The sequence below is a fragment of the Pseudomonas sp. B707 genome (assembly GCF_022496685.1).
Taxonomy (GTDB): Bacteria; Pseudomonadota; Gammaproteobacteria; order Pseudomonadales; family Pseudomonadaceae; genus Aquipseudomonas; species Aquipseudomonas paraglycinae.
Map to the genome: position 1 here is coordinate 16,143 of NZ_WTVE01000011.1, position 22,161 is coordinate 38,303.

The 22,161-nt window shown below is 59.8% G+C and carries 16 protein-coding genes; 5 read left to right on the top strand and 11 right to left on the bottom strand.

All coding sequences use genetic code 11. The features are described 5' to 3' along the window. The first annotated feature begins 114 nt into the window (after positions 1–114). Positions 115–333 carry a DUF2970 domain-containing protein gene (locus tag GQX66_RS04000; protein WP_007959515.1) on the top strand — a complete coding sequence of 73 codons (219 nt, stop codon included), beginning with the start codon at positions 115–117 and terminating at the stop codon, positions 331–333. A gap of 4 nt (positions 334–337) precedes the next feature. Here the strand turns inward: GQX66_RS04000 and GQX66_RS04005 are convergent, their stop codons facing one another. After that, positions 338–1,411 carry an ABC transporter substrate-binding protein gene (locus tag GQX66_RS04005; RefSeq protein ID WP_102687624.1) on the bottom strand — a complete coding sequence of 358 codons (1,074 nt, stop codon included), beginning with the start codon at positions 1,409–1,411 and terminating at the stop codon, positions 338–340. Between the two features lie 525 nt (positions 1,412–1,936). On the opposite strand from GQX66_RS04005, the gene GQX66_RS04010 reads away from it, so the two are divergent. Together GQX66_RS04010 and GQX66_RS04015 are read left to right on the top strand one after the other, a co-directional pair. Then, positions 1,937–3,595 carry a nitrite/sulfite reductase gene (locus GQX66_RS04010; RefSeq protein ID WP_240866673.1) on the top strand — a complete coding sequence of 553 codons (1,659 nt, stop codon included), beginning with the start codon at positions 1,937–1,939 and terminating at the stop codon, positions 3,593–3,595. Further along, a complete protein-coding gene (locus GQX66_RS04015; RefSeq protein WP_134022368.1) occupies positions 3,579–4,073 on the top strand; it encodes a DUF934 domain-containing protein in 495 nt (164 codons plus the stop codon). The genes GQX66_RS04010 and GQX66_RS04015 overlap by 17 nt, the downstream gene beginning before the upstream one ends. Before the next feature lie 47 nt (positions 4,074–4,120). Here GQX66_RS04015 and GQX66_RS04020 read toward each other — a convergent pair whose 3' ends face one another. Beyond that, positions 4,121–9,109 carry an NEL-type E3 ubiquitin ligase domain-containing protein gene (locus GQX66_RS04020; RefSeq protein WP_240866677.1) on the bottom strand — a complete coding sequence of 1,663 codons (4,989 nt, stop codon included), beginning with the start codon at positions 9,107–9,109 and terminating at the stop codon, positions 4,121–4,123. A gap of 85 nt (positions 9,110–9,194) precedes the next feature. After that, positions 9,195–10,217: a protease SohB gene (sohB, locus tag GQX66_RS04025; RefSeq protein WP_102687622.1), complete on the bottom strand. Its 1,023-nt coding sequence runs from the start codon at positions 10,215–10,217 to the stop codon at positions 9,195–9,197. Between the two features lie 207 nt (positions 10,218–10,424). Between sohB and GQX66_RS04030 the strand changes: the two genes are divergently transcribed. Continuing rightward, entirely contained in the window at positions 10,425–11,135 is a 711-nt protein-coding gene (locus tag GQX66_RS04030; RefSeq protein ID WP_085745484.1) for a histidine phosphatase family protein, read from the top strand. Positions 11,136–11,183: 48 nt separating this feature from the next. Further along, positions 11,184–11,501: an SCP2 sterol-binding domain-containing protein gene (locus GQX66_RS04035; RefSeq protein ID WP_007959502.1), complete on the top strand. Its 318-nt coding sequence runs from the start codon at positions 11,184–11,186 to the stop codon at positions 11,499–11,501. A 74-nt stretch (positions 11,502–11,575) separates the two neighbouring features. Here the strand turns inward: GQX66_RS04035 and GQX66_RS04040 are convergent, their stop codons facing one another. From GQX66_RS04040 to GQX66_RS04075, 8 genes are all read right to left on the bottom strand, one after another. Continuing rightward, entirely contained in the window at positions 11,576–12,175 is a 600-nt protein-coding gene (locus tag GQX66_RS04040) for a hypothetical protein (RefSeq protein ID WP_102687620.1), read from the bottom strand. A gap of 2 nt (positions 12,176–12,177) precedes the next feature. Then, positions 12,178–13,215: a hypothetical protein gene (locus GQX66_RS04045; protein WP_102687619.1), complete on the bottom strand. Its 1,038-nt coding sequence runs from the start codon at positions 13,213–13,215 to the stop codon at positions 12,178–12,180. Positions 13,216–13,227: 12 nt separating this feature from the next. Beyond that, the gene (locus GQX66_RS04050; protein WP_102687618.1) at positions 13,228–13,755 is read right to left on the bottom strand and encodes a PAAR domain-containing protein; all 528 of its coding nucleotides are present in this window, start codon (positions 13,753–13,755) and stop codon (positions 13,228–13,230) included. A gap of 34 nt (positions 13,756–13,789) precedes the next feature. Continuing rightward, positions 13,790–15,424 carry an ABC transporter ATP-binding protein gene (locus tag GQX66_RS04055; protein WP_240866679.1) on the bottom strand — a complete coding sequence of 545 codons (1,635 nt, stop codon included), beginning with the start codon at positions 15,422–15,424 and terminating at the stop codon, positions 13,790–13,792. A gap of 1 nt (position 15,425) precedes the next feature. Next, positions 15,426–16,448, bottom strand: a complete 1,023-nt coding sequence (locus GQX66_RS04060; protein WP_085745482.1) for an ABC transporter permease — start codon at positions 16,446–16,448, stop codon at positions 15,426–15,428. Next, a complete protein-coding gene (locus GQX66_RS04065; protein WP_085745481.1) occupies positions 16,448–17,512 on the bottom strand; it encodes a microcin C ABC transporter permease YejB in 1,065 nt (354 codons plus the stop codon). Before GQX66_RS04065 ends, GQX66_RS04060 begins: the two co-directional genes overlap by 1 nt. Then, positions 17,499–19,349 (bottom strand): extracellular solute-binding protein, encoded by a 1,851-nt coding sequence (locus tag GQX66_RS04070; RefSeq protein ID WP_240866692.1) that lies wholly within the window; start codon positions 19,347–19,349, stop codon positions 17,499–17,501. Before GQX66_RS04070 ends, GQX66_RS04065 begins: the two co-directional genes overlap by 14 nt. Positions 19,350–19,463: 114 nt before the next feature. Continuing rightward, positions 19,464–22,118, bottom strand: coding sequence for a TonB-dependent receptor (locus GQX66_RS04075; RefSeq protein ID WP_240866721.1), 2,655 nt, complete (start codon positions 22,116–22,118; stop codon positions 19,464–19,466). Positions 22,119–22,161: the final 43 nt, after the last annotated feature.

Below are 22,161 nucleotides of genomic sequence, written 5' to 3' on the forward strand. Positions count from 1 at the left end.
AGTTATCGCGACGGGCGACGATTTGTTGCCATGGATTTCTTCTGGCGTGACCGGCTCCGCACGATTCGCAGGATTGGCTAAGCTCAAGAGGTACACTTTTCAGACGAGGGATTTATGGACGATCCAGTCGACAACAAGCCACCGACCTTCTGGCAGATGCTGCACAGCGTCATGGCGGCGGCGTTCGGGGTGCAGAGCGGCAAGAACCGGGCAAGGGACTTCACCCACGGCAAGCCCAGCCATTTCATCTTTCTGGGCATCGCGTTCACGGCGGTGTTCGCCCTGACGCTGTTCGGCATTGTGCAACTGGTGGTGCATCTGGCGGGCGTCTGACGGCTTAATGCATCAGGGTCTGCAGATTGAACGGGTAGCGATACGACACCGGACGGCCCTTCGCCGAGAGCTTGCGAAAGTGCACGCCGTAGTCCGGCGAGGCGCCCATGGCAAGGATTCGCCGGGCATGATCCCTGTCGATCAGTTGCAGCAACGGAATCTGCCGGTCACGGCCGCCATACTGATTCAGATCGACGCCTTGCGCATGATCATGCAGCTCGACCAATGCCCAGCCACCCAAAGTGAAATGGCCGCCGAGCAATGCGCTCAGGCGCCCGTCGACCACCGCCTGCAACGCTTCGGGCGAAGTGTTGACCGCACTGAACAGCACGTCCTTGCCCGGCACCTTGCCGGCCTCGGACGCGGCACGCATCGCGCCGAAGGCCATTTCATCATTGGCTGCCCATACCAATGAAACGTCGGGATAGCGGACCAGCAACTGCTTCGCCTGCTCGTAAGCCCGTTGCTGGGTCCAGCCGCCATAGACCAATTGCCGCAAACGCACCTGCGGATTCTCCGCCAGCGCTCGCTGCATGCCCTTTTCGCGCAATTGCGCCGATGGCGTGATCTTGAGGCCGGAAAACGCCAGCAGATCGATGCTTTCACCGGGCGCCACGGGCGGATGCAGGCGAATCAGCTCCTTCATCATCAGGTAGCCGCCCTCCTCGTCGTTGGGCACCAGGCTGCCTATCCGATCCGCGGCCTCTGTCACCAGCGCCTGCTGGTTGGGCGTCAGACCCGAGTTGACAATAAAAAGCTTCACCCCGCTGCCATTGGCCATCCGCAGAATCTGCGGTGCCACGTACTGTTCGTTGACGAAAACCAGATAATCCGGGCGCTCAGGCCCCTGCAGGGCCAGTCGCGCCTGCGCCAGGGTCAATTCCGGCTGGCGCTGGGCGTAGAGAATGCGCAGGTCGATGCCCAGGTCCCGGGCGGCAGCCTGCATGAATTGCGAGTAGCTGACCCAGAACGCTTCCTGCGTCGAGCCGGGATTCAGGAACAGCACCGACTCTGCACGCGCGCAGGTACCGAAAACCGCGCCGAACAGCAGCAGGCTGAGTTGGAAAAGCTTGAACATGAATCATCCGGGCCCAAGGAAAAATGGCCGCGCATTATAGCCATTGATCACCTGGCCTTTGGCGCTTGATCCCGCCTTTTGTCCGACAATCGTCGCAAGCGGGGCCCGGACGAGTCGTTTTACTGATGGCTGACCCAGAACACCGCCGTTCCAACGACCAGAATGATCAGGAACAGAATGGCCCATGCATCGACACTGCTATCGCTTTTCCTTGCCTTGGTTGGGTTGCTCATTGCATCGCCTCTTGTCGGTTTTATCGGTGATTGCAGAAAGACTCGACCACAGTTAAGACGATGATTGTCCGCACGACAAATGTGGGTTAGGTGAAAGGAATTCTCGTTAGGCGTTTTGGTTCTTTCCATATACTCAAACATCACTTTTGCGCATAACTGCAAACGGGTATATTGCCCCGGCTCCGTCAGGGAGTGCGCGGCCGTGCGCGCAGAATTGCAGAGGAACCATCGGACTCCAGCAAGCGAAAACGCAGCGTTTTCCGAGTGGCCAAAGCCTGAGAACAGGACTTATATGTACGTATACGACGAGTACGATCAGCGGATCATCGAGGACCGCGTCAAGCAGTTCCGTGATCAGACCCGACGCTATCTGGCAGGTGAGCTGAGCGAAGAAGAATTCCGCCCCCTGCGCCTGCAAAATGGCCTGTACATCCAGCGTTTCGCGCCGATGTTGCGCGTGGCGGTGCCTTACGGCCAGCTGACTTCGCGTCAGACGCGCATGATGGCAAAAATCGCCCGCGACTATGACAAGGGCTACGCCCACATCAGCACGCGGCAGAACGTGCAGTTCAACTGGCCGGCGGTCGAAGACATCCCGGACATCCTCGCGGAACTGGCCACCGTGCAGATGCACGCCATCCAGACCAGCGGCAACTGCCTGCGCAACGTCACTACTGACCAGTTCGCCGGTGTTGCAGCCGACGAGTTGATCGACCCGCGTCCGTGGTGCGAAATCGTTCGTCAGTGGACGACCTTCCACCCGGAATTCGCTTACTTGCCGCGTAAGTTCAAGATCGCCGTCAACGGTTCGACCTCCGACCGTGCGGCCATCGAAGTTCACGACATCGGCCTTGAGCCGGTCCATAACGCTGCTGGCGAACTCGGTTTCCGCGTGCTGGTCGGCGGTGGTCTGGGTCGTACCCCGGTGGTCGGCGCATTCATCAACGAATTCCTGCCATGGCAGGACCTGTTGAGCTACCTCGACGCGATCCTGCGGGTCTACAACCGCTACGGCCGTCGTGACAACAAATACAAGGCGCGGATCAAGATCCTCGTCAAAGCGCTGACTCCAGAAGTCTTCGCCCAGAAAGTCGATGCCGAGATGGAACACCTGCGCGGCGGCCAGACCACGCTGACCGAAGCCGAAGTTCATCGCGTCGCCAAACACTTCGTCGACCCGGACTACAAGGCGCTGAGCAATCAAGACGCCGAACTGGCCGCCCTCGACAAGGAGCATCCGGGCTTCGCCCGCTGGCGTACCCGCAACACCCTGGCGCACAAGAAGCCGGGGTATGTGGCCGTGACCCTGTCCTTGAAGCCGACCGGCGTTGCACCGGGCGACATCACCGACAAGCAGCTCGACGCCGTCGCCGATCTGGCGGACCGCTACAGCTTCGGTCAACTGCGCACCTCCCACGAGCAGAACATCATTCTGGCCGACGTCGAGCAGAGCCAGCTGTTCACCCTGTGGGGCGAACTGCGTGAAGGTGGCTTCGCCACGCCGAACATCGGCCTGCTGACCGACATCATCTGCTGCCCTGGCGGTGATTTCTGCTCCCTGGCCAACGCCAAGTCGATCCCGATCGCCGAATCGATCCAGCGCCGTTTCGACGACCTGGACTACCTGTTCGACATCGGTGAACTGGACCTGAACATCTCCGGCTGCATGAACGCCTGCGGTCACCACCACGTCGGCCACATCGGCATTCTGGGCGTGGACAAGAAAGGTGAAGAGTTCTACCAGGTCTCGCTCGGTGGCAGCGCCAGCCGTGACGCCAGCCTGGGCAAGATCCTCGGCCCGTCTTTCGCTCAGGAAGACATGCCGGACGTGATCTCCAAACTGATCGACGTGTACGTGGAACAGCGAACCGAAGACGAGCGTTTCATCGACACCTACCAGCGTATTGGCATCGACCTCTTCAAGGAACGCGTCTATGCAGCGAATCATTAAGAACAACGAGGTCGTCGACGAAACCTGGCACCTGCTGCCCAAGGATTTCAACATCGACGAAATCAGCAACTGCGACGACCTGATCGTCCCGCTGCAGCTGTGGCGTGAACACGCCCGCATGCTCAAGGCCCGCGACGGCGGTCTGGGTGTGTGGCTGGACGCCGACGAAGAAGCCGAAGAGATCGGTGACGACGTGCACGAGTTCCAGGTAATTGCCCTGAACTTCCCGGCGTTCACCGATGGCCGCAACTACTCCAACGCCCGCCTGCTGCGGGACCGCTACGGTTTCAAAGGTGAACTGCGGGCGATTGGCGACGTGCTGCGCGACCAGCTGTTCTACATGCGCCGTTGCGGTTTCGATGCCTTCGCCCTGCGCGCGGACAAAGACCCGTACGACGCCCTTGAAAGCCTCAAGGACTTCTCGGTGACCTATCAGGCCGCCACTGACGAACCGCTGCCGCTGTTCCGTCGCCGCTGATCGTACGTCTACCTCGAGCCCGCATCGGCGGGCTCGAGGTCGCCGCTTTATCCCTCTCTCGTTCCCAGTCTGCCGGGCCCCGGCGTGACCGGCAACGTCAAACCCGGATGCCTCGCCAGCGCCGCATTGGTCAGCTGTTTGCGCAGTTCCAGGCTTTCATTCCTGAAGTTGTCGAAGATCGTCGTCATTTGCTGACTGGCTGCTTCACGGGACAGTCCGACCTGCGCTTCCAGGCGCGCGAACGCGTGAGCACTGCGATCCAGAACGCTGGTAAACGCATCCTGGCGTGTCGCCAGCAAATACTCGGCCCAGAACTCCTGCCTGCTGACTGACTCCGAGAGTTGCGCCGTCTGCTCGGCCCTGACGACCTCCAGATAGGCGTGATCGATCTGCGCGTCCGTCACCTCGGCATCCAGTGGCACATTCAGCTCTGTGGGTTGTGCCGGCAACGCCAGGCGCTGCGCCAGTCGCACCCGATAAATCAGGCTGATATCCAGTGCCTGGCGCTGAGTGAAATTTCCTGCGCGGGATCGGCGCGCGATATCGAGCAACGCCTGTTTTTCTACCTGCTGCAACCGAAACAGCCCGCGCAAGAGACGAACCAGATCGCCTTCGAGTGTCTGGGTACCGGTGCGGGCCGCCGCCGCTGCCCGATAACATAGAACCCTGACCTCCAGATCGCTGAACAGTCCCGCAACATTGGGCGCACTGACCCAGCCTGTGCGGGCCATGCGAAACAGCGCGCGACGCAACGAATCATCCTCACAGGCCGCTTCCAGCACATTCCATACCCGCTGCCCGAGCTGTTCGCGGGTTCTGGTGTAATCGGCCGTTTCACGCAGTTGCATGAGCACTTCAAAAAAATCCCGGGAATCCGGGTCAGCCGACAGTGACGACAACACTTGCTTGGCCCGACCGATCTCCACCGTCGGCAAGCCGTTTACCCATCCCGCCCCTTCCCGGTCACCGGCCAGTCGTGCGGTGCTGGTGTACTCGGTGGTGATGACGCCCAGACTTATGCCTTGTGACTGTTGGTACGCAGCAATGGCTTGCAGGCTCTCGGTCGACAGCGGATTGCCATCGATCGTGGTGCCGCGATTCAGTACAGCGCGGGAGGTGAACACGGACGTCGGGATCTCGACAATCCTGTTGTTGCGCAGATCCAGAGATTCCAGATGCGCAAGCGCATCGGTATTTCCGGGCCATTCGGTGATGCCGGTGTTTCGCAGGCTCAAGTGGCGCAATTTGCGCATCGCACTGACGTCCGGAGTGCGCCCCAGGAGGGGGTTGAAGCCCAGATCCAGTGTGCGCAGGTGATGCTTGCCGGCCAGCTCTACAATCGTCTGCTGAGTAAGCCGGATACGGTTGTTGCTCAGATCCAGACCTGTCAGCCCCGGCATGTCCCCGATCGCGACAGGGATGCGTGTCAGTCCGTTACCTGACAGGTTCAGCACCCTGAGTCCGGGAAAATTGCGTAGAAACGTATTCAGACCTGCACTGGCGCCCACGCCGCTCATTTCCAGCGCGGTGATGTGGGAAAAATCGCCGATAAGAACCGGCATCTGCCCTAACGGCACCGCATCGAGCGTCAGGCTGTAGGTCGGATGCCCCGAGTGCGCCGTGTGACGGGTTTCCTTGCGCCACGCGCGCAAAATGGCTTGCATTGCCCGCGCCTTGCTATGGGCGGGGACCTTGAGCCTCGGACCTTCCTCACCCTGATGATACGTATCGCGGTGGGTCCAGCGCTCCAGGGTTTCCACCATCGTCCTGTATTGCTCGCGCAACCGTTCAAGCGACCTGATGGCCAATACTTCGTCGGCGCCCAGTGAGGTCACGAAACGTTTGATCTGTGCGGTTGATTGAGTCGGATACAACTCCTGCGCCCGACGCACGAGCGCGGGCGAAACGCCCTGAGAAGGGCTTGAAGGTGCCGATTGCTCGACGGTGACCTGTTCGATCCGCTGATCTGCCAGCCCCATCGGGGAGCGGTAACTCGAGCGTGCCGGTGCAATTTCCAGCACCTTGGCGAAGGCTTCGCGCCGCTGCAGCGCCAATGCGGTGATTTTCTCCCGCAAGCCCGTGCCGTCGACGTCCGTTTCAACGCCGATGGCCTTGCGACTGTGGGCCGGAAGGCTTTCCCACAGTGCCTGGAAAAAATTCGCACGGGTGCGTGACGGATGACTGGAGACGCTATTGCTGCGCGCATCCTGAACCTGATAGCGCTCGGCATAGGCTTCGACGAGCACTTTGTGTGGGGCATCGCTCGGGCCAACGACGGCCCGCTGATCGGCATACACACCCCAGTCCAGAATTTCGACAAATACATCGCCCGGCCAGCCCGGCAAATGGCTCAAGGTGTCGAGTACCAGCATGTCGGCATCGCGCCCACTGGCGGCGTCCAGATATAACCCCTCGTACGCGCGATTCAATCGCTGGACCTGCTGATAGCGCCTGGCTTCCTCGGCCAGACGCAACGGTACGATGCCGGATTCAAGCTGCGCCCACTCACGCGCATCGGCATGTTGCACCAGTTCGTCGGCGACACTGGCTGAAAGCCCCGGGAATGCCTTGATGATCGGCTCGCCTCTGGAAAGCTCACAGACGTCGGTTCGCCGGAACAACCGGTCCATCATCGCCATGCGCATACGCGGCGCCAGCCCGGCAATATGTTTGCCCAATAACGCTATCTGGTTTTTCGACTCCACAGTGGCCGAGCCCAGCAAGTGTGAACGCTCACTGTCGCTGAGTGCTGCCAGAACAGGGGTATAAAACTGGCCGTTGCGCAGCGCGTCCTCTGTGAGGTTGACCTGGCGGACAGCCTCGTCTGCGCCATAGCGTGTCACTTCATTACCAAAGATGTCTTTCACAATGACTGCCATGTCCTGTGGCCAGCGACCTGCTCCTGTCAGCAAATACAGTTGCAGATCGGCATCCGCCAGCGGCGCAGATGCGGGCGTATCAATTTGCGTCATGAACTGGCTGACGTCGGAGTCGGCACGAAAGCGTCTCACCGAGTCAGTGAGCATCGCCATAGGCTTGCCGCGTTCAACGAACAGTTTGCGCATGGCTGCCTGGCCGATCCCGCTTACTGCAATGGCTTGCAAGGCACGGGGGTCTGAAATCTTTTCTTCACGAAAACCCAGGCGACGGAACAAGGTCAACGAACTCCACTCGTGAGGCAATTCGGAGTCATGACGCCAGGCGCCAGCTCCATTGGTCTCAAGCAATGGTGAATAACGCCCGGGCAATTGCGGGTCATGGACCTCCCACAAACCGGTGCCGGTAACCGGACGCACCGCGTACGCATTGGCACCCAGTGGCAAATAGCGGTTGTCTGCGCGCCATACCAGCCCTTGCGCATCCGCAGCAAAACTGCGCGGCAAAGACTCGCGCTGGCGGTAAGCCGTCATGTCCGGATTCCACAGGCGATAAGACATTGGCCCAACTGGTACCCGCCGTAGTCCCTGCATGAAACTTGACGAGCGCACGACGGTGTAAGCCTTACCCACCGCGACACCGCCGGCAGCGAAACCCGCCATGAGGATCAGATTCTCAAGCGTGTCGAACAGGCAATCGGTGGCATGTTCCTGATCACCGTGGGCCCAACTGTCGATGCCCTCGTAGATCTGACCGAGCAACTGTATTCCGGCGACGGCACAAATGACCTCACCGAGAACCGGCACGAAGGACACAAAGAACAACAGCGTATTCAGCCCGATGGCTTTATAGGACTCTTGCCTGGCAAGGCGGGTTTTCTCATCTTCATCATCCGTCGGCACTACCAGCAGGCGAGTATCGGCCCGAACCTGCGCCGCGCGGTGCTGGAAGATCGCGAGAAACAGGTTGTGTCTTGCGTCACCCTGGAGATCGAGCCCTGTCAGCGGAAGGAAGGTCGTGGAAACGGGAAACTGGTTCGGTCGCGCTTTCAACAAACGTACATCGAGTCCGTTAAGGAAAACCGAGCGATCCTTCATCGGGATGAAGCGCGTGAAAAAACTGCGAAACTGCGAGCCGCGTAAACGCCCGCTCAACTCGACCTCGAACTTCTGGAAACTGGGATACTCTTTGAGAGGATGATCGGGATCACCAGGCATATAGATCACACAACGGTAATCGCCATCCGCATGTTCGCTGACCGGGCCGATGAACATCGGCCCTCTGAGCTGCACCTCAAGCATTTCAAGGCTTTGATAACCCAGGGTGTTGTTGCCCAGTGTGATTGAAGAATCCGAGTTCTTGACCGACTCAAGCATGCGGTACACATCCAGACTGATATGGCCACGCATGTAAGCGATATGCCGCTCGACATCAAACTGGTCTCTGGAACAGGCAACAGACGATTCCTGCAAACTGGCGACTTGGCTATCAGTGCCGAAGAAATCCCCCACGTGCTGTTGATATTGCTTACCGAGATCCAGATAACGACAAAGTCTGGCAAACTCGTGAGGTTGTATCGACAACACCTTATTGTTTCGCCCGGTTATCCGCTGCGGGATATACAGCAATGAACTCTCGTGATAGGTGCTGGCCAGAGTTTCCGACAATTCGAAATTTTCACAGGCAGCGGTCAGCAAATCACGATTGATCGGCAGCACCAGTTTCCTGCGCAATCCCAACAGGCTGGACTTTGAGCGTACATGTTGAAAAATCGCCCCTTCGACCTCGAAAGGTTCGCCCAGTTTCTCAGCCATGGCTTTGGCCAGCAGTGGCGTACAAAAACTCTGCGGGGATTTCAGTGCGCGCAATTGCTCAAGTGCGGCATGACGGGATTTGAAACTGGCCTTGAAACTTTCATAGAGATCATTTCGAACGGTTTCTGAAGATTTAAGCAACCAGTCAGGAATCTGTTTTTCATACAATTCAAAAAAGACACCCTGTTGAGCGGGCGTCATGACTGGCAAGATCAATTTACTCTTTTCAACATCCATGTTTAGCAACTTTATTTCTGAAAGGGGCATCCAGAATAAAGTTTCAGACTCTTTCAATACAGCGTGATTAGTTGATGAATCAACCTGTAAAACAACAACAATACGCAACTATAAAATATCTATGTACCGCACTTTCTTCCGCTGAAAATGCAGCACGCCCGCGAGTTTGATTGCTCACGAGCGTGTGAGGTGTTTACCAGAAGCGTTGCTGAGTCAGCCGGCTCCACCAGCTCAGCAACACGCGATCCACCGAACCGCTGGCCGCCATGCCGATGCGCTCCTGCAGGCTCTTACGCTCGGCGTAGTGCAGGTGATAGACCTCGGACTGTTTGGCACGCTCGGCCAGGTATTCGTCGCTGGTCTTGAGTTCGTCGACCAGTTTATTTTCCAGTGCCGCGATGCCCAGCCAGACTTCGCCGGTGGCGACCTCGTCGATCGCCAGTTGCGGGCGATAACGGGCGACGAAGTTCTTGAACAGCTGGTGGGTGATGTCCAGGTCTTCCTGGAATTTCTCCCGGCCCTTCTCGGTGTTTTCGCCGAATACAGTGAGGGTGCGTTTGTATTCGCCGGCGGTCAGCACTTCGAAATCGATGTCATGCTTTTTCAGCAGGCGGTTGACGTTGGGCAACTGCGCCACCACGCCGATGGAGCCGAGGATGGCGAACGGCGCACTGATGATCTTCTCGCCGATGCACGCCATCATGTAGCCGCCGCTGGCCGCGACCTTGTCGATGCACACGGTCAACGGCACGCCGGCTTCACGGACGCGCGCCAGTTGCGACGAGGCCAAGCCGTAGCTGTGCACCATGCCGCCGCCGCTTTCCAGACGCAGGACCACTTCGTCCTTCGGCGTGGCCAGGGTCAGCAGCGCGGTGATCTCGTGGCGCAGGCTTTCGGTGGCCGAAGCCTTGATGTCGCCGTCGAAGTCCAGCACGAACACACGCGGTTTGGCGTCGGGTTTCTTCTTCTGTTTCTTCTCGGATTTGGCCTGGCCCTTGCGCAAGGCCTTGAGCTGATCCTTGTCGAGCAGGGTCTGCTCCAGCCGCTCACGCAGGCCCTTATAGAAATCGTTGAGCTTGCTGACCTGCAACTGGCCCGCGGATTTGCGCCGGCCCTTGCTGCGCAACGCAGCAAAACTCGCCAGCACCACCAGAATGGCGATGACCAGCGTCACGGTCTTGGCCAGGAAACTGGCGTATTCAGTGAAAAACTCCACAGTGACTCCTTCAAACGATGCGCGGTCATGAAACACACGCGGGAATTGGCTCCAGCATACCCATGCACCAGCCGGTCGGCCAGCCGTGAAACCTCTGGCAACAAGGCTGGAACGGGCATTTCAAACAAGCGTATGTTTTTTCATTGACAGCTCACCGTCATCCCCATAACCTCGCCACAACCTTCAACGTACCGGGATGACGCGGACGTGGGCAGCATCTACTTGATTCGACATGGCCAGGCCTCCTTCGGTGCAGACGACTATGACGTCCTGTCGCCGACCGGTGTACGCCAGGCGGAAATCCTCGGCCGCCATCTCGCCGAACTCGGAATCAGCTTCGACCGCTGCCTGTCGGGCGACCTGCGCCGCCAGCAACACACGGCCAACAGCGCGCTGGAACAGTTCGCCGCCGCCGGCCTGCCGGTTCCGGCACTGGAAATCGATTCGGCCTTCAACGAATTCGACGCCGACGCCGTGATCCGCGCCCTGCTCCCGGCCATGCTGCCGGAAGAGCCCGAAGCACTGGAAATCCTGCGCAACGCCGCGCAAAACCGTGGCGAATTCCAGCGCATCTTCGCCCTGATCATCGAGCGCTGGCTCGCCGGCACCTACGACACACCGGGGCTGGAAAGCTGGCTGGGTTTCGTCGAACGGGTACAGGCCGGGCTGCAGCGGATTCTCGAACAGGCTGACAACACCCAGAAAATCGCGGTGTTCACCTCCGGTGGCACCATCACCGCCCTGCTCCACCTCATTACTCAAATGCCTGCCCGGCAGGCCTTTGAACTGAACTGGCAAATCGTCAACACCTCGCTCAACCAGCTGAAGTTCCGCGGGCGCGAGGTGGCTCTGGCTTCCTTCAACAGTCATGCACATTTGCAACTGCTGAAGGCCCCGGAACTCATCACGTTTCGCTGAGTCCGGATTACTGTGACCCTGCTGCAATCAACCAAAAAGGATCGAACCATGACCTCCGTAGCTGATGCCGTAAAAGCAATGCAAGCCAAGTTCAACCCAGCCGCCGCTGCCGGTCTGGATCTGGTCTTCGGTTTCAACATCACTGACGAAGACAAGCAATACGCCCTGATCGTCAAAGACGGCACCTGCGACATCCAGGAAGGCGAAAACCCGGACGCCAACTGCACGCTGGTGCTGGACAGCGAAACCCTGAAAGGTATCGTCAGCGGCGAAACCGACGGCATGCAGGCTTTCATGGGCGGCAAGCTGCGCGTTGAAGGCGACATGATGCTGTCGATGAAGCTGTCCGAGCTGTTCCCGGCATAAACGCCCGGAAGCAATTCACGAATCCCGCCTCTGGCGGGATTCGTGCTTCCAGAGACCGATGATTTCTCTAACCATCAACGTGTTGAACCCGGCGCTCTTTCCAGCTCTCGCTGAATATCTCGAAACGCAATGGCCGCTTCACTTCCTTCAGCCAGATGCTCAGCCATCGACCCAGTCAGCATCTTTTTGTCGTTGACATCCCAGTCAATCGTGATGACAAACGTGTCGCCCCCCACAGTCACGAACAACCAATAAGAGTCCACAGGTCTGTCCGGTTCGGAGAACGCGCTGTAGGCATATCGGATCTGGCGACGAAGATCAGGTGTATCGAGAACCAGCCCCTCTGTATCCACCTTCGGATAACGCTCCTCCATCGCAACCAGCACTTTGGTCAGAAACTCGTCATTCGAAATGCCCCTCAACGGATCAGGACTGGTGCGCAGCATGGTGACAGGACTCTGTGCGGAAGGCGTCCCCATCAAACGCGGTCGATACATTCCCGAGCTGAACCATCGTGTCGCGTCAAAGCGCGTTTCTTCAGGGCTCCAGTCGCCGTAATACATCATTACCCTGGCGGACATTTGATCTTCCTTGCTGTAATAAAAAAAAACCGTAGTGATGAACACCGCCAGCAAGATGAGCAGGAGGCTGTTCTTTCTCGATAGACGCAGCATGCTCAAGCGGGTCTGTACTCAAGAAGGTGAGCGGGCACACCCGTGGGGGTATCCCCGGAACGGACATCACGATGCGCACCCAACGCATCCAGCGGATAACCCACGGTTTTCTCGTGAAAACTGCGGCTGTCCTCATGTGCTACCAACTTGCGCTCCTCATCAGTAACCGTTGAAAGGGGTTTTTGCGGAGCCTTTTCATCTGGAAGCTCAGCCGTCGGGTTCTTCGCTGTCTTGCGGTGTTCTGCAAGCTTTCGTTGATACTCGATATTCTTGCGGGTGTAGCTTTCCATCGCCTCCCTGTCGGAGGCCATCCGCTGACGCGTGCCGGGCACCGATTGCCGCTCCGCGTTGGTGCCATAAGTCGTGTCGTAATTGCTGCGTCGCGGAAACGCCATGACGGTTGTCCGGGTGGCGTTAGCCATGATCTGCGCGAGGCTGAGTTCATAGTGAGGGTCTTCGCCCTCGAGCACCCAACGCTCGGCGTTGATGCCCAGCCCGGTGCGACAGGCATAAGAGTGAATCTTTGCACCGTATGCAAACGCTTCCGGCTTGAACATTTTTGCCTGGGCATCACGCAATCGGTAACTTTCACGCTTATCCAGCTCGTATCCCAGCTCGATTGCACCCACTACGCCATGGGAGAAAAAATCGAGCTGTTTGATTTCTCTGCCGCGACGTTGCCGGGTAAAGATGAAATCCACTAGGCCGGATATTGAATCCAGTTCCCGGTATTGCGCGCCATGATCGCGCTCGACTACCAGCTTCAAGGCCGCCAGCAGGTTTTGCGGGTAGTCATCCTTGAAAATCAGAAAGACGCGCTGTTTCGAAAAACTTGGTGTGCCTTCGGGATACTTCGTCAGTTGTCGGATGCCTTGATTGATGAAGCGCATTTTATTGCCCTTCTGCCCGCGCCAGTTTTCTATCGTCGACATGTAGGAAGCCCCCACCACCGTCACATAGTCCTGGGCCAGCGTTCCCGTGACCTGAGTCGTCGCATGCTGCTCAGTGGTCTGGGCCTGTTTCTTCTTTGGTGCAGCCACGCGTCACCCTCCTTAATAGTCGATGCCCAGGGCATCCAGATGGGCGGCCGCTTCCTTGCCCCACTGAACAACAATGGACGTCGGATCGGCAGTGAATACCCTCGCAGCATTGCCATGGTTGTCGGTATGGCCGACCAGGCGCTGTCCATCGCCGGTTTCGATGCAATAGAGCATGTCGGGAATTGCTTCGCCGGTGGTTTCGTCCACCAGCTGGAAGCGTTCACTGTGTTTTGGCACGGTGACAATCGGGCTGAAAGGCGCGGAACCGACCTGCGTGCCGACGAAAACGTCGCCGGAGCCGGTAATGATCATTCCACCATGGGCTGTGGCGCTACCAAGAAAGGCGATTGGCTTGCCATTGATCAGGATGTTGCCGATGCCCTCGGTGACCGAGTCACCGCAGGCGGTGGTATCACCGACTCGCAGCACGGGCATGCCATTGATGTTCACATTGGGTGAACCGCTGGTGCTGGGGTTGGTACCGTGTCCAGTGATCGGGCAGGCATTGAGATCGCTGAGGCGCGCGGCAGGTTTTGCCATCATCTACATCCTTGTATGAGCGGAACCGCGAAATTTACCGGATCTGCCCTGTGGGCGAAAGGCTGGCCTCCTGCCTGCCCGTCTCTGCCGTGATAGGTGTCACAAACGATGCAGCCAGCAGCTCCCGCGTATACGGGTGCCGAGCCGAATGAAACAACCCCGCCGTTTCACCACGCTCCACCACCTCGCCATCCTTCATCACGATCAGATCGTGGGCCAGCGCCCGCACCACCGCCAGGTCATGACTGATGAACAGATAGGTCAGCCCGTGCTCCTCCTGCAACCGGCGCAATAGCGCGACGATTTGTTTCTGCACCGTGCGATCCAGCGCCGAGGTCGGCTCATCCAGCAAAATCAGATCCGGCTTGAGCACCAGCGCCCGAGCGATGGCGATGCGTTGCCGTTGCCCGCCGGAAAACTCGTGGGGATAGCGATGACGCGTCGCCGGATCGAGCCCGACTTCCTTCAGTACATCGATCACCGCCTGCTCGCGCGCCTGCGCATTTAAATCACTGTGCACCTGCAAACCTTCGGCAATGATCTGCTCCACACACAAGCGCGGGCTAAGGCTACCAAACGGGTCCTGAAACACCACTTGCAGGCGTTTGCGCAACGGGCGCAATTGTTTGCCGCTCAGTTGCTCAAGCGACTCACCCTTGAAGCGGATGCTGCCGTCGGCGTCGATCAGGCGCAGGATCGCCTGACCCAGCGTGGATTTACCCGATCCGGACTCACCGACAATGCCCAGCGTCTTGCCCCGCTGCAGGTTCAGATCGATGCCATTGACCGCGTGCAGATACGACTTGGCCCGCAGCCATCCGCCACCCAACGGAAAACGCACATGCAGATCGCGAACTTCGAGCAAATCCTCCGCCGCATCACGGCACAGCGCCGCGCCGCCGGGTTCGGCGTTGAGCAATTCGATGCTGTAGGGATGCTGCGGCGCGCGGAACAACTGCTCGCAGCTTGCCTGCTCAACGATCTCGCCCGCGCGCATCACCGCCACCCGCTGAGCGATGGTGCGCACCAGATTCAGGTCGTGACTGATGATCAGCAGCGCCATGCCCAACCGCTGTTGCAGTTCCTTGAGCAGCAACAGAATCCTGCGCTGGACCGTGACGTCGAGAGCCGTGGTCGGCTCATCGGCAATCAGCAACTGCGGTTCGCACGCCAACGCCATGGCGATCATCACCCGCTGCCGCTGCCCGCCGGAGAGCTGATGCGGATACGCTTTCAGCCGCTCGCGCGGTCGTTGAATGCCGACCAGTTCCAACAGTTCCAGAATCCGTTTGCGCGCCGCCGCGCCCGCCAGGCCTTTGTGCAGCGCCAGGCTTTCGCCGAGTTGGCGCTCGATGCTGTGCAACGGGTTGAGCGAACTCATCGGCTCCTGAAAAATCATTGCGATGCGGTTGCCGCGCAGTTGCCGCAGATAGCGCTCGTGCACACCCAGCAGCTCTTCGCCGCCATAACGGATGCTGCCGTCGATCTGCGTGATGTTCGGGTCCAGCAGTTGCAGGATGCTGTGGGCCGTCACTGACTTGCCGGAACCCGATTCGCCCACCAGCGCCAGGCATTCCCCCGGGCAAATGTCGAGGTCGATGCCGTGCACCACTTCCTGCCCTTTGAACGCCACCCGCAAGTCGCGTATTTCGATCAGATGTTCACGCATATCAAGTCCTGGGGTCGAAGGCATCACGGCAGGCTTCGCCGATGAATACGAGTAGAGAAAGAATCAGTGCCAGGGCAAAAAATGCCGTCAGCCCTAACCACGGTGCTTGCAGATTGTTTTTGCCCTGACCGATCAACTCGCCCAGCGAAGCGCTGCCGGCGGGCATGCCGAAGCCGAGAAAATCCAGCGCCGACAACGTCGCAATCGCTCCGGTCAGAATGAACGGCAGATACGTCAACGTCGCACTCATGGCGTTAGGCAGAATGTGCCGCACGATCACCTGTGCATCGCCGACACCCAGCGCCCGCGCCGCTTTCACGTACTCGAGCCCCCGACTGCGCAGGAACTCGGCGCGCACCACGTCCACCAGACTCAGCCACGAAAACAGGGCCATGATCCCCAGCAACCACCAGAAGTTCGGCTCGACGAAGCCCGACAGAATGATCAGCAGATAGAGCACTGGCAGCCCCGACCAGACCTCCAGCAGACGCTGCCCGAGCAAGTCGACCCAACCACCGTAATAGCCCTGCAAGGCACCGGCGGCGATACCGATCAACGCGCTCACCGCCGTCAACGCCAGGGCGAACAACAGCGAGACCCGCGTGCCGAATATCACCCGCGCCAGCACATCCCGCGCCTGATCGTCGGTGCCCAGCCAGTTTTCAGCGGTGGGCGGGCTCGGGGCCGGTTCAGTGAGGTCGTAGTTGGCCGTGTCGTAGCCGAACGGGATCGGCGCAAACCACATCCGTCCGCCCTGCCCCTCGATCAATTCACGCACCTGGGCACTGCGGTAGTCGGGCTGGAACGGCAGCTCGCCGCCGAAATCCTGCTCGGTGTAGCGCTTGAACGCCGGGAAATACCACTCGCCCTGATACGTCACCAGCAACGGTTTGTCATTGGCGACCAGTTCGCCGCCCAGGCTCAGGCCGAACAGCGCGAGAAACAGCCACAACGACCACCAGCCGCGTCGATGAGCCTTGAACCGCGCCCACCGGCGCTGTCCGATTGGAGAAAGCGTCGGCATCAGGCAGTCCTCGCGGTGAAGTCGATGCGCGGATCGACCAGCGTGTAACACAGGTCGCCCAGCAGTTTTATCAAGAGCCCGAACAGGGTGAAAATGAACAGCGAACCGAACACCACCGGGTAATCCCGCGACACCGCCGCTTCGTAGCTCAGGCGGCCGAGCCCGTCGAGGGAGAAGATCACTTCGATCAACAATGAGCCGCCGAAAAACACCGTGACCAACGCCTGAGGCAATCCGGCCACCACCAGCAGCATCGCGTTGCGAAACACATGCCCGTACAACACCTGTCGTTCACTCAGGCCCTTGGCCCGGGCCGTGACCACGTACAACCGTGAGATCTCGTTGAGAAAGCTGTTCTTGGTCAGGATCGTCAGCGTCGCAAAACCGCCGATCACCAGCGCACTGACCGGCAACACCAGATGCCAGAAGTAATCGGCGACCTTGCCCCACAGCGACAGCTCGGCGAAGTTGTCCGAGACCAGCCCGCGCACCGGAAACCAGTCCAGCGCCGTACCGCCGGCGAACACCACGATCAGCAGCAGCGCAAACAAAAAACCCGGCATCGCGTAGCCGATGATGATCGCCGCACTGCTCCAGACATCGAACGCCGAGCCGTTGTGCACCGCCTTGCGGATGCCCAGCGGAATCGATACCAGATAAGTGATCAGCGTCGCCCACAAACCCAGCGACAGGGTCACCGGCAGCTTCTGCCAGATCAGCTCGGTCACCGACGCGCCACGGAAGAAGCTCTTGCCGAAATCCAGTTGCGCGTAGCTCTTGAGCATCAGCCACAAGCGTTCACCGGCACTTTTGTCGAAGCCGTACTGGCGCTCGATCTCGGCCACCAGTTTCGGGTCCAGCCCACGGGTCGCGCGGGACTCGCCGCCAATGCTTTCGACATGGCTGGCACCCACCGCCGCACCGACACCGATCCCCTGCAATCGGGCGATAGCCTGCTCGACCGGGCCACCGGGCGCGGCCTGCACGATCACGAAGTTCACCAGCAGAATCGCCAGCAAGGTTGGCACGATCAGCAGCAGACGCCGCAGGCTATAACCCCACATGGGCGTACTCCTTTTGCTGTTGCTGCATTTGCGTCGCGGTCAGCGCGGTCGGGCTGATTTCCCACCAGGTGTCGAGACCGGCGTCGTACAGCGGCGCAATCGTCGGGCGACCGAAACGGTTCCACCACACCGTGGAAATCCCCGGCGGGTAATAGTTGGGAATCCAGTAGTAGCCCCACTGCAACACCCGATCCAGGGCATGGGCGTGGCGCAGCAGACTTTCACGGTTGTCGGCCTGGACCACGCCTTCGAGCAGCGCATCCACCGCCGGATCGCGCAGCACCATGTAGTTGTTGGAGCCAGGATCATCGGCGCCGTCGGAACCGAAATAATTGAACAGCTCGCGCCCCGGCGCCTGACTCACCGGGTAACCGACGACGATCATGTCGTAGTCGCGGCTGCGTACGCGGTTGGTGTATTGCGCGGTGTCGACCTGACGAATATCGAAGCCGATGCCGATCTGCGCCAGATTGCGCTTGAACGGCAGCAGCAGACGCTCGAAGCCCTTCTGACCGTTGAGAAAAGTGAATTGCAACGGCTCGCCGGCGGCATTCACCAATTGATCGCCTCGGGGTGTCCAGCCGGCGGCCTCCAACAGTTTCAGGGCCTGCAACTGTTGCGCGCGGACGTTGCCGCTGCCGTCGGTGCGCGGCGCCTCGAACACCTGGCTGAAGACTTCATCGGGAATCTTGCCGCGCCACGGTTCGAGGATTTTCAGTTCTTCGGCATCCGGCAGTTCGGTGGCCGACAACGCGCTGTGGGAAAAGAAGCTGCGCTGACGCAGGTACATGCTGCGCATCATCTGCCGGTTGCTCCATTCGAAATCCCAGAGCATGGCAATCGCCTGCCTGACCCGGCGATCCTGAAACATCGGCTTCTGCAGATTGAACGCAAACCCCTGGGCACCTTGCGCGGCGCCGGGTGCGAGGTGTTCGCGCAGCAACTTGCCCTGCTCCAGCGCCGCCCCGGCGTAACCGATGGTGTAACTGGTGGCGGAGAACTCGCGGTTGTAATCAAAGCCACCGGCCTTGAGCACTTGTCGCGACACGTCCGTGTCGGCAAAGAACTCCACGCTCAATTGATCGAAGTTGTAGAGCCCGCGAGTGATCGGCAGATCCCTGCCCCACCAGTCCTTGATCCGCTGAAATTTCACGCTGCGCCCGGCGTCCACCGCGCTGACCTTGTACGGCCCGCTGCCCGGCGGAATCTCGAAGCCTGCGCCATCGGCGAAATTGCGCGTGCGCCACCAATGCTCGGGCAACACCGGCAACGTCGCCAGATCCAGGGGCAAGGTACGGCTCTCGTTGTTCTTGAACACGAAACGCACCTGGGTCGGCGACTCGACCTGCACCTCGGCGACATCGCGAAACTGCTGGCGATATTTGAGGCTGCCCTGAGTGGTGAACAGTTCGAAGGTGTAGCGCACGTCTTCGGCGGTGATCGGCGTGCCGTCCTCGAACTGTGCCTTGGGGTTGAGGTAAAAGCGCAGCCAGCGCCGGTCCGCGTCCAGCTCCATCCGTTGGGCGACCAGGCCGTAGACACTGTACGGCTCGTCCTTGCTGCGATAGGCCAGCGGCGCGTAGAGCCAGCCGTCGATGTCGGCAACGCCGGTGCCTTTGTCGATGTAGGGAATCAGGTGATCGAACGGGCCGCTCTCCAGCGAAGAGCGGCGCAAGGTCCCACCCTTGGGCGCGTCGGGATTGGCGTAGGCCAGGTGCTGGAAGTCCGGGGCGTATTTCGGGGCTTCGCCGTAGACCGTGAGGGCGTGTTGTGGCGCGGCAAACAGCGCCGGGCTCAGCAACAGACCGACGCTGAACAGAATGACTCTGGAAAACATGGGCAGATCCTTTCACCACGTGCCTGCCTGACTGTGATGTGCAACAGGCCGGGCCTTTTTATAGGGCGGGGTTTAGAACGATGTGTTACTAAAACCCGCCCTGACCGATCATTCTCAGAACTTGTAATTAACCCGCGTGTACAACGTGCGGCCAAACGGGTCGCCGTATTTCGGGTCGTAGCCGCTCTGGAACGTGTAGGTCTGGTTGCTGAACGGCGGCTCGCGGTCGAACAGGTTTTTCACCCCGAGGGTCACCGCCAGGGTCTTGCGCCAGGTGTAGGTACCGGCCACGTCCCAGACGTTGTACGAACCGACATAATCGTGAGTCTCGCGATCCGAGTCGTGGTAACCGCTGGTGTAGCGGTTGGTCAGGCTCGCGCCAAGCGGGCCGTAGTTCCAGCTGCCGGTCAGGCTGTGACGCCAACGAGCCACGGCGCCGGCCGAGGCAAAGTCGCCGCCACGAAAATCGCCGAGCTTGTCGATGTAGTCGCCCTTGAGCTGCTGCTGATAGTCGTAGCGAGTGACGTAAGTGCCTTGCAGACCGATGCCGAAATCGCCGTACGGTGTGCTCGGCAGGCGATAGTCGAAGCTCACGTCGACGCCGTTGGTCTTGATCTTGCCGAGGTTGGCCAGGCCGGTGACGATGTGATCGATGGAGCCGTCCGGCTTGCGGATCAAACGCTCCGGATACAGTTCCGGGTTTTCGAACACCGCCGATTCAGGGAATTCGGCGATCTGGTTGGCGATGTCGATCCACCAGAAATCCAGCCCGGTGGTCAGGCGATCGAATGGCTGATAAACGAAACCGAGGGTGACGTTGCGCGCAGTTTCCGGGCTCAAATCGGTGTTGCCGCCGGAGGTACGGTTGAACTGCTGGGCACAGTCGCGGTTGGCAATGCCGCCGTTACTCGGGTTGCCACCGGCGCAAAGGCGCGGGTCGTTGTAGTTGGCATTGGTGAACGAGGTGAACGTCGGGTTGTACAACTCATAAAGCGACGGCGCACGGAAGCCTTCACTGTAGGCACCACGCACCACCAGCTCCTTGAACGGCTGGAAGCGGAACGAGTATTTCGGATTGGTGGTGCTGCCGAAGTCGCTGTATTTGTCGTGGCGCACGGCGGCGGACAATTCAAGACTGTCGAGCACCGGCACGTTGACTTCGGCGTACTGCGCCGAGACGCTACGATCCCCTTGCACACTGCCGTTGGGATCCACACCCAGGCTCTGCACGTCGCCGGCAAACGCGGCGAAATCCTGATGGAAGTCTTCCTTGCGGTACTCACCGCCCAGCGCCAGTGCCGAAGGCCCTGCACCGAACCAGTCGCCGATCTCGCGGCTGATACGCCCGTCAATCGCCTTGACCCGGCCCACCGCCGTCGCGTAATCGCCGTCTACCTCATTGGCCGCCAGCAACGCCGAACCCGCAGCCGTCTGCGGGCCGAACGGGTTGATCACACCGTCGGCGATGCCCTGGCTGACGGCGCGGTCGTTCACATAACCACTGCGAATCGTGTTGACCACCTTGTTCTGGTTGTACGACGCGCCGAGGTTGTAATCCCACCCCACCAGCGTGCCGTCGAAGCTCAACAGCAGACGCTGACCGGTGTTGTCATCTTCATGCTGACGGGCACCGACGGCGGTTTCACGCCAGTTCACGTCCACTGGCTGCGTCGGGTCGAGGGCAAAACCGCTCGGGCCGGGCGTAATGCCGTTCCCCGGATAGAACGCGGTGCCAGGATTGACCTGATTGCCCATCAGAGTGCCGGGCCCGATCTGCGTCCGGTTTTCGTTGCGGGCCCAGAAGTATTCGAGGCTGACGTTGTGTTCGTCCGACAGCTTGCCGGTGGCTTTGGCGAAGGCCGAGGTCTTCTCGGTTTCCGGCACCAGATCGAGGTAGTTCCACAGGCTCTGGCGGCAGATACCATTGCGCGACAGCAGCCCCGGCGCATTGCAACCGGAACCGGCCAATGGGTTGGTGGCGTTGCTGCCCTGGCTCCAGTTGGCAGGCGATGCCGTGCCGGAGGTGTAATCAAGACCACGCCCCGGTTGGTAGTTGTAGGTATAACCGCGATCTTCGGCGGCCAGCCGTTGTTGCTTGTCATAACTCACGACACCGAAAACATTGAAGCGATCGTCCTGCAAATCACCAAAACCCCAGCTGCCGCTGAAGTTGCGGCTTTCACCGCCACCGGAATGGGTCGGTGTGTCGTAGTTCGTGCTGATCTGACCTTCGGTGAGGCTGGTCTTGGTGATGAAGTTGATCACCCCGCCGATGGCATCGGTACCGTACAGCGCCGAGGCGCCGTCGCGCAGCACTTCCACCCGGTCGATGGCGGCGAACGGAATGGTGTTGAGATCGACGCCGGAGCCATTTATCGCATTGGTCGCGTTGTTGCTCAGGCGCCGACCGTTGAGCAGCACCAGGGTCTTGTTCGGGCCGATTCCCCGCAGGTCGGCGTAAGACGCCCCGCCGCTGCTCGACCCCACCGAGCGCCCGGAGCCCACCGAAGACTGGTTGGCCGAGATGCGGTTGACCAGCTCTTCGGTGGTGGTCACGCCCTGCTTCTGCAACTCCTCGACCCGCAGAATGGTGACCGGCACAGCGGTTTCGGCATCGACCCGACGAATCGCGGTGCCGGTGACTTCGACCCGTTGCAGTTGGGTGGTCGGCTCGTTGGCCGTGCTGTCGGCAGCGATGGCCGGCAACGTGTTGATCGCCAGCAGCAAGGCCAGGCTCAAAGGGGATTTAACGGGTGAAAAATGGATCATGAACAGCCATCCCTGCGTTTTGGTTTATGCAGGGATGTGCGAT

Excerpts from the sequence above, each read along its gene's own strand:
- GQX66_RS04005 (WP_102687624.1), bottom strand. The coding sequence starts at position 1,411 with ATGTTCAAGCTTTTCCAACTCAGCCTGCTGCTGTTCGGCGCGGTTTTC.
- GQX66_RS04055 (WP_240866679.1), bottom strand. The coding sequence starts at position 15,424 with ATGCGTGAACATCTGATCGAAATACGCGACTTGCGGGTGGCGTTCAAA.
- GQX66_RS04065 (WP_085745481.1), bottom strand. The coding sequence starts at position 17,512 with ATGTGGGGTTATAGCCTGCGGCGTCTGCTGCTGATCGTGCCAACCTTG.
- GQX66_RS04010 (WP_240866673.1), top strand. The coding sequence starts at position 1,937 with ATGTACGTATACGACGAGTACGATCAGCGGATCATCGAGGACCGCGTC.
- GQX66_RS04000 (WP_007959515.1), top strand. The coding sequence starts at position 115 with ATGGACGATCCAGTCGACAACAAGCCACCGACCTTCTGGCAGATGCTG.
- GQX66_RS04015 (WP_134022368.1), top strand. The coding sequence starts at position 3,579 with ATGCAGCGAATCATTAAGAACAACGAGGTCGTCGACGAAACCTGGCAC.
- GQX66_RS04040 (WP_102687620.1), bottom strand. The coding sequence starts at position 12,175 with ATGCTGCGTCTATCGAGAAAGAACAGCCTCCTGCTCATCTTGCTGGCG.
- GQX66_RS04060 (WP_085745482.1), bottom strand. The coding sequence starts at position 16,448 with ATGCCGACGCTTTCTCCAATCGGACAGCGCCGGTGGGCGCGGTTCAAG.
- GQX66_RS04070 (WP_240866692.1), bottom strand. The coding sequence starts at position 19,349 with ATGTTTTCCAGAGTCATTCTGTTCAGCGTCGGTCTGTTGCTGAGCCCG.
- GQX66_RS04075 (WP_240866721.1), bottom strand. The coding sequence starts at position 22,118 with ATGATCCATTTTTCACCCGTTAAATCCCCTTTGAGCCTGGCCTTGCTG.
- GQX66_RS04050 (WP_102687618.1), bottom strand. The coding sequence starts at position 13,755 with ATGGCAAAACCTGCCGCGCGCCTCAGCGATCTCAATGCCTGCCCGATC.
- GQX66_RS04035 (WP_007959502.1), top strand. The coding sequence starts at position 11,184 with ATGACCTCCGTAGCTGATGCCGTAAAAGCAATGCAAGCCAAGTTCAAC.